The organism is Microbacterium wangyouchuni (assembly GCF_051546305.1).
Lineage (GTDB): Bacteria > Actinomycetota > Actinomycetes > Actinomycetales > Microbacteriaceae > Microbacterium.
On sequence record NZ_JBPTMA010000011.1, the window covers coordinates 55654 to 62070 of the forward strand.

Annotated in this window: 4 protein-coding genes and 1 pseudogene; 1 reads left to right on the plus strand and 4 read right to left on the minus strand. The window is 64.3% G+C overall.

The window, feature by feature from the left end:
- Positions 1–20 precede the first annotated feature (20 nt).
- The 3 genes from ACSS7Z_RS15595 to tkt are packed head-to-tail and all read right to left on the minus strand — an operon-like array spanning position 21 to position 4836.
- Positions 21–1628 (minus strand): phosphoglucose isomerase-related protein, encoded by a 1608-nt coding sequence (locus ACSS7Z_RS15595; RefSeq protein WP_438255788.1) that lies wholly within the window; start codon positions 1626–1628, stop codon positions 21–23.
- Entirely contained in the window at positions 1625–2737 is a 1113-nt protein-coding gene (gene tal, locus ACSS7Z_RS15600) for a transaldolase (RefSeq protein ID WP_438255789.1), read from the minus strand. The genes ACSS7Z_RS15595 and tal overlap by 4 nt, the downstream gene beginning before the upstream one ends.
- Positions 2734–4836 carry a transketolase gene (gene tkt, locus ACSS7Z_RS15605; protein WP_438255790.1) on the minus strand — a complete coding sequence of 701 codons (2103 nt, stop codon included), beginning with the start codon at positions 4834–4836 and terminating at the stop codon, positions 2734–2736. Before tkt ends, tal begins: the two co-directional genes overlap by 4 nt.
- A gap of 200 nt (positions 4837–5036) precedes the next feature.
- On the opposite strand from tkt, the gene ACSS7Z_RS15610 reads away from it, so the two are divergent.
- Entirely contained in the window at positions 5037–5957 is a 921-nt protein-coding gene (locus tag ACSS7Z_RS15610; protein WP_438255797.1) for a heme o synthase, read from the plus strand.
- A 279-nt stretch (positions 5958–6236) separates the two neighbouring features.
- Here ACSS7Z_RS15610 and ACSS7Z_RS15615 read toward each other — a convergent pair.
- Positions 6237–6417 (minus strand): annotated as a pseudogene (locus tag ACSS7Z_RS15615) (IS30 family transposase); the annotation flags it as partial.

A 6417-nucleotide genomic window follows, 5' to 3' on the forward strand; every position in this document is an offset into this window, starting at 1 on the left:
TGCGGGAGTCTCCTACGAATTTACTTCTGGGCGGCTTCGAACAGCGCGAGCACATCGGCTGAGTCATCGGTGATGGTGAGGGTCACGACCGGACGACCGTGCTCGGCGAGCACAGCGGCATCGCCGGCAGCCTGTGCCTGGATGAGCTGGCCGAAAGTGAACGGGCGTTCGGGAATCTCAAGGTCGACGTCAGTGCGCTCCAAGATCTGCAGGAAAACACCCTGGGCCGGGCCGCCCTTGTGGTACTGACCCGTCGAGTGCAAGAAGCGCGGACCCCACCCGAATGTCGTCGGGCGGCCCGAATCGGCAGCGACAAGTTCGCGAAGGCCCTGCAGCTGCGTCAGCTCCAGGCGATTGACATATGCCTGAATCGAGACATAACCGTCCTCGGGCAGCTGCGCCCACAGGGCATCCAACACGGCCTCGATATTGCCGGACGCAGCAAGAGCAGCATCCGAGACACGCACCTCGATGCCGTTCTCCACGAACGCCGGCGCAGTCGGCTCGGGACGAGCATCCAGCAGACCGCGGGCCGCGACCTTGGCGGATTCGACATCCGGCTGGTCGAAGGGATTGATGCCGAGAAGGTAGCCCGCGATCACGGTGGCGTACTCCCAGACCAGCAGATTCGCGCCGAGCGTGCCGCTGACGAGGATCTCCCCCTGGTGACGTTCGCGCAGGTGGAATTCGTTGGCGTCGTCGACAATGCGTACGATCTGCAGATCCGACGGCACCTCGTCGACCTCGGGCGAAACCGGAAGCAGGACGACCGGAAGGATGCCAGTGCCTTCCTTGCCGGTCGATTCGGCGATCAGCTGCTCGATCCAATCCGGCAGCCCCACGATGTGCGTGCCATCGGTGATCAGACCGAGCTTGTCGCGCCGCGGGTTCGTGGCGGCGATCGCCGCGCCCAGACGCAGCGCCGGGTTGTCAGCCTGATCGACCGCAACCTGCAGCAGCGTGGCTTCTGCCTCGTCGAGCAGTTCGGCGATGTCGACGCCGGCAAGTCCCGACGGAACCAGGCCGAAGGCGGTGAGCGCCGAGTAGCGCCCACCGACGTTGGGATCGGCGTTGAAGACCCGGTATCCGTCGGCGCGCGCGGCAGCATCCAGCGGCGAACCGGGGTCGGTCACGATCACGATGCGCTCGGTGGGGTCGATGCCCATGTCGCGGAATGCGGCCTCGAAGGTTCGCTTCTGCGAATCGGTCTCGACAGTGGACCCGGACTTCGACGACACGACGAGCGCCGTGTGCTCCAACCCCTCATCAAGAGCGGCCAGAACCTGTCCAGGAGCGGTCGAGTCGAGAATCGTGAGCGGGACGCCCGCGGTCTGACTGATGACCTCAGGCGCCAGAGACGACCCACCCATACCGGCGAGAACCACGTGATTCACGCCCAGGGCGCGCAACTGATCCCGCAACGCGATGATCTCAGGAACCAACGGTCGCGAGACCGAAACCGCTTCGACCCAGCCCAGGCGCTTGGATGCTTCTTCCTCAGCGGCTTCGCCCCACAGTGTGGAATCGAAACCGGTGATGCGCGAAGCGATGAGATCGCCCACCAGCTGTGGGACGACCTCTTCGATCGCTGCCTTCGCGGCGCCCGAGGCGTGGATCGAGAACGTCATCGCTGCGCCTCAAGCCCTTCTGCGACCTGGGTGAGCAGGTCGTGCCAAGAGTCAATGAACTTCGTCACGCCTTCGTCTTCCAACAACTGGGTGACGTCGGCGAAGTCGATGCCGACCTCGGCGAGCCCGGCGAAGACCGCACGCGCCTCTTCGTAACCGCCAGTGATGGTGTCACCGGTGATGACGCCGTGGTCGAAGGTCGCCTCGAGAGTCTTCTCAGGCATCGTGTTGACGACGCCGGGGGCGACGAGCTCGGTGACGTACAGGGTGTCGGGCAGTGCCGGGTCCTTGACACCGGTCGAGGCCCAGAGTGGACGCTGCAGGTTTGCACCGGCATCCACAAGTGCCTTCGCACGGTCGGCGGCGAACGTCTGCTCAAACAGCTCGTAGGCGAGCCGCGCGTTGGCGAGGCCGGCCTTGCTCTTGAGCGCTTCCGCAGCGGCGGTGCCGATGACGGTGAGGCGCTTGTCGGTCTCGGTGTCCACGCGCGAGACGAAGAACGATGCAACCGAGTGGATCGTGGCGAGATCGATGCCGGCAGCCTTCGCGGTCTCCAGGCCTGTCAGGTAGGCGTCAATGACCTCGGCGTAGCGCTCGAGGCTGAAGATCAGCGTGACATTGACGCTGATGCCAGCGCCGATCGCCTGCGCGATTGCGGGAAGCCCGGCCTTGGTGGCAGGAATCTTCACCAGCAGGTTCGGGCGGTCGACCTTCTCCCACAGCTGTTTGGCCTGTGCCACGGTGCCGTCTGTGTCGTGTGCGAGGTCGGGGGAGACCTCGATCGAGACACGGCCGTCGACGTGGCCGGACTTCTCCCACACCGGACGGAACACGTCCAGAGCGGCGGCAACGTCCTGCGTGGTGGCCGCGAACACGGCGTCTTCAGCGGTGGCACCGGAGCCGGCCAGCTCGGTGACCTGAGCGTCGTAGGAGGTGTCGTTCTTATCGGTGATCGCGTTTGCGAAGATCGTCGGGTTAGTGGTCACACCGACGATGTTGCGCGATTCGATCAGCTCCGCGAGGTTGCCGGAGTTGATGCGGGTGCGAGAGAGGTCGTCGAGCCAGATGCTGACGCCGGCGGCTGCGAGATCTGCGGTGGGGGTGCTCATGCGTTCTCCTTGATGCTTTCGCGCGCCGCCTCGACGACGGCCTCGGCGGTGATGCCGAACTTCTGGAACAGGGTCTTGTAATCGGCGGACGCACCAAAGTGGTCGATCGCGACAGAACGACCCTTGTCACCCACGATGCCGCGCCAGGTCAGCGCGGATCCGGCCTCAACCGAAACACGCGCCGTGACGGCGGCCGGGAGCACGGACTCGCGGTACGCGGCATCCTGCTCGTCGAACCATTCCAATGACGGAGCGGAGACGACGCGGGCGTTGATTCCTTCGCCGGCAAGTGTTTCGCGAGCGGCAACAGCGAGCTGAACCTCAGAGCCGGTTGCGATCAGGATGACGTCCGGCGTGCCATTGGGTGCTTCGGCGAGCACGTAGGCACCCTTGGCGGCGTTCGCAGCCGATGCGAAGACCTCGCCGGATGCTTCGCCATCACCGCGCTCGAACACCGGAATGTTCTGACGGGTGAGTGCGAGGCCAGCGGGGGAGCCGTGGCGGCGCAGCAGTTCGAGCCAGGCGGCCGAGGTCTCGTTCGCATCCGCGGGGCGCACGACGGTGAAGTTGGGGATCGCACGCAGTGCTGCGAGCTGCTCGACCGGCTGGTGGGTCGGGCCGTCTTCGCCGAGGGCGACAGAGTCGTGCGTCCACACGAAGATGCTCGGGATGTTCATCAGCGCAGCCAGACGCACAGCCGGGCGCATGTAGTCGCTGAAGATCAGGAAGGTTCCGCCGAAGGCCCGGGTCGGGCCGTGCAGCACGATGCCGTTGATGATCGCGCCCATCGCGTGCTCGCGGATGCCGAAGTGCAGCACGCGGCCGTACGGGTTGCCTGACCATTCATGGGTCGACCACTCCGCGGGGATGAAGGAGGCGGCGTTCTTGATCGTGGTGAGGTTTGACTCGGCAAGGTCGGCGGAGCCGCCCCATAGCTCAGGCAGCTCAGCAGCCAGCGCGTTGATCACCTGGCCGGATGCTGCGCGAGTGGAGACCTCCTTGCCCGCCTCGAACACCGGCAGTGCGGAGTCGATGTCGGCGGGAAGCTCCTTCGCCTCCAGGCGGTCGAGCAGCGCCTTGCGCTCGGGGTTTGCGGCGGCCCAGGCGTCGAACGACTTCTGCCAGGCAGCGCGTTCCTCGGCGGCGCGATCAGCCAGAGCCCGGGTGTGTTCGAGCACATCGTCGGCGACGACGAAGCTCTGCTCGGGGTCGAAGTCGAGAACCTTCTTGGTCGCGGCGAGCTCGTCGGCGCCGAGAGCGGAGCCGTGGATCTTCCCGCTGTTCTGCTTTCCGGGCGAGGGCCAGCCGATGATCGTCTTGAGGATGATGAGCGACGGCTTAGTCGTTTCGCCCTTCGCTGCCTCGATCGCAGCGTGAAGCTCGGCGACATCTTCGATGTACTCGCCGGTCTTCTTCCAATCGACCGTCTGCACGTGCCATCCGTAGGCCGCATAGCGGGCGGCGACATCTTCGGTGAAGGCGATGTCGGTGTCGTCCTCGATCGAGATCTGGTTCGAGTCGTAGATCGCGATCAAGTTGCCGAGCTGCTGGTGGCCGGCGAGCGAGCCAGCTTCGCTGGTGACGCCCTCCTGCAGGTCGCCGTCACCGGCGATCGTGTAGATGAAGTGGTCGAACGGGCTGGTGCCAGCGGCGGCTTCCGGGTCGAACAAGCCGCGCTCGTAGCGGGCAGCGTAGGCGAAGCCGACAGCGGATGCGAGCCCCTGACCGAGCGGTCCGGTGGTGATCTCGACGCCCTTGGTGTGGCCGTACTCGGGGTGCCCCGGAGTCTTCGAGCCCCACGTGCGCAGCGACTTGAGGTCGTCGAGTTCGAGACCGAAACCACCGAGGTAGAGCTGTACGTACTGCGTGAGGGAGGAGTGACCGACCGAAAGGATGAAACGGTCGCGACCGAGCCAATCGGTGTCGGTCGGGTCGTGGCGCAGGACGCGCTGGTAGAGGAGGTACGCCGCGGGAGCGAGACTCATCGCCGTACCAGGGTGACCGTTGCCGACCTTCTCCACGGCATCCGCCGCAAGGATTCGGGCGGTATCTACCGCGCGTCGATCGATCTCAGCCCACTGGAGTTCTGTCACGGTCATACCCTTTCCAACAACTACGAGGGCGCCCGAATTCCTTCAGCGCGTCCGCATCGTCACGGACAGGTGCACAGCGCCGGGCGCGCGAGTGGTTTTCAGCATAGCGCTGTGAGCGCAACCGCGAAATGCGCTTTACGTCGCGAGTCGTTCAGTTTGCTTGCCCTAGAATGAGAGGGTTGTCGTTGGTGTGCGCTGAGGAGGCGATCGTTATCTCGACCATGTCGCAGACGACGGCGGTGAACCGCTCGTTCGGTCGGACTATCAAGGCATATGTCGCGTTGACGAAACCGCGTGTTCTCGAGCTTCTTCTCGTTTCCACCGTTCCGGTCATGATCCTTGCCGAGGGCGGTATGCCGAACCTCTGGCTCGTGCTGGCCACCGTCATCGGCGGATCGCTGAGCGCGGGCTCTGCCGCGTCCTTCAACATGTACATCGACCGTGACATGGACGCGCATATGCGCCGTACCGAGAACCGGCCGATCATCACTGGCGAAGTGTCACCGCGAGCAGCCCTGATCTTCTCGTGGGTGCTCGCCGTGGTATCAACTGGCTGGCTTGCGCTGACCACCAACTGGCTGACGACAGCCTTGTCGGTAGGCGCGATCTTCTTCTATGTCGTGATCTACACGCTGATCCTCAAACGCCGCACCGAGCAGAACATCATCTGGGGCGGTATTGCGGGATGTTTCCCGGTCGTCATCGGCTGGTCAGCTGTCACCGGTGAAGTCGCGTGGCCGGCGATCATCCTGTTCGCACTCATCTTCCTGTGGACCCCGGCGCACTACTGGCCGCTGTCGATGAAGTACCGCGATGACTACGTCGACGCGGATGTTCCGATGCTCGGTGTCACGCGCAACGCCTCGCAGGTGGGCCTGCAGGTGATCCTGTATGCCTGGGCGACGCTGGCATGTTCGCTGCTGCTTATCCCGGTTGCGAACATGGGGCTGGTCTATTCGGTCTCGGCAGTCGTCTTCGGCGGCTGGTTCGTGTACGAGTCGCACCGGCTGTACAGCCAGGCGGTTCGGGGGATGAACCCGCGTCCGATGCGCGTTTTCCACGCATCGATCAGCTACCTGACGCTGCTCTTCCTCGCTGTAGCGGTTGACCCGCTGCTGCCGTTCTGATCCCACGCCTGAATACCGCCTGCGAGTGGCCATTTGTGGCGCACTTTTTCCCCAAAAGTGAGCCACGGACGCCCACTGCTTTTCTGACAGTTGTGTCTCGGGACCTGCCTGACAGTTCTCGTGGTCTTGCACGATCAGGGGCTCGCTATGACGCTTCTCGCGCCGTAGCGGTTGACCCGCTGCTGCCGTTCTGATCCCACGCCTGAATACCGCCTGCGAGTGGCCATTTGTGGCGCACTTTTTCCCGGCAAAGTCAAATGGTCTGGGCAACGTTGGTAGTTATGCTGCGAGGAGCAGCTGGTTGAGCCGGTTGGCTGGGGTCTGAAGCTCGAGGGTCGGGTGGGGGCGGCGATTCAGGATCGCGGCGGTCCGGGCGAGGTCCTCGGGAGAGTGGGCGGAGAGATCTGATCCTTTCTCGAACCAGAATCGTAGAAGCCGGTTGGTGTTCTCGTTGGTCCCG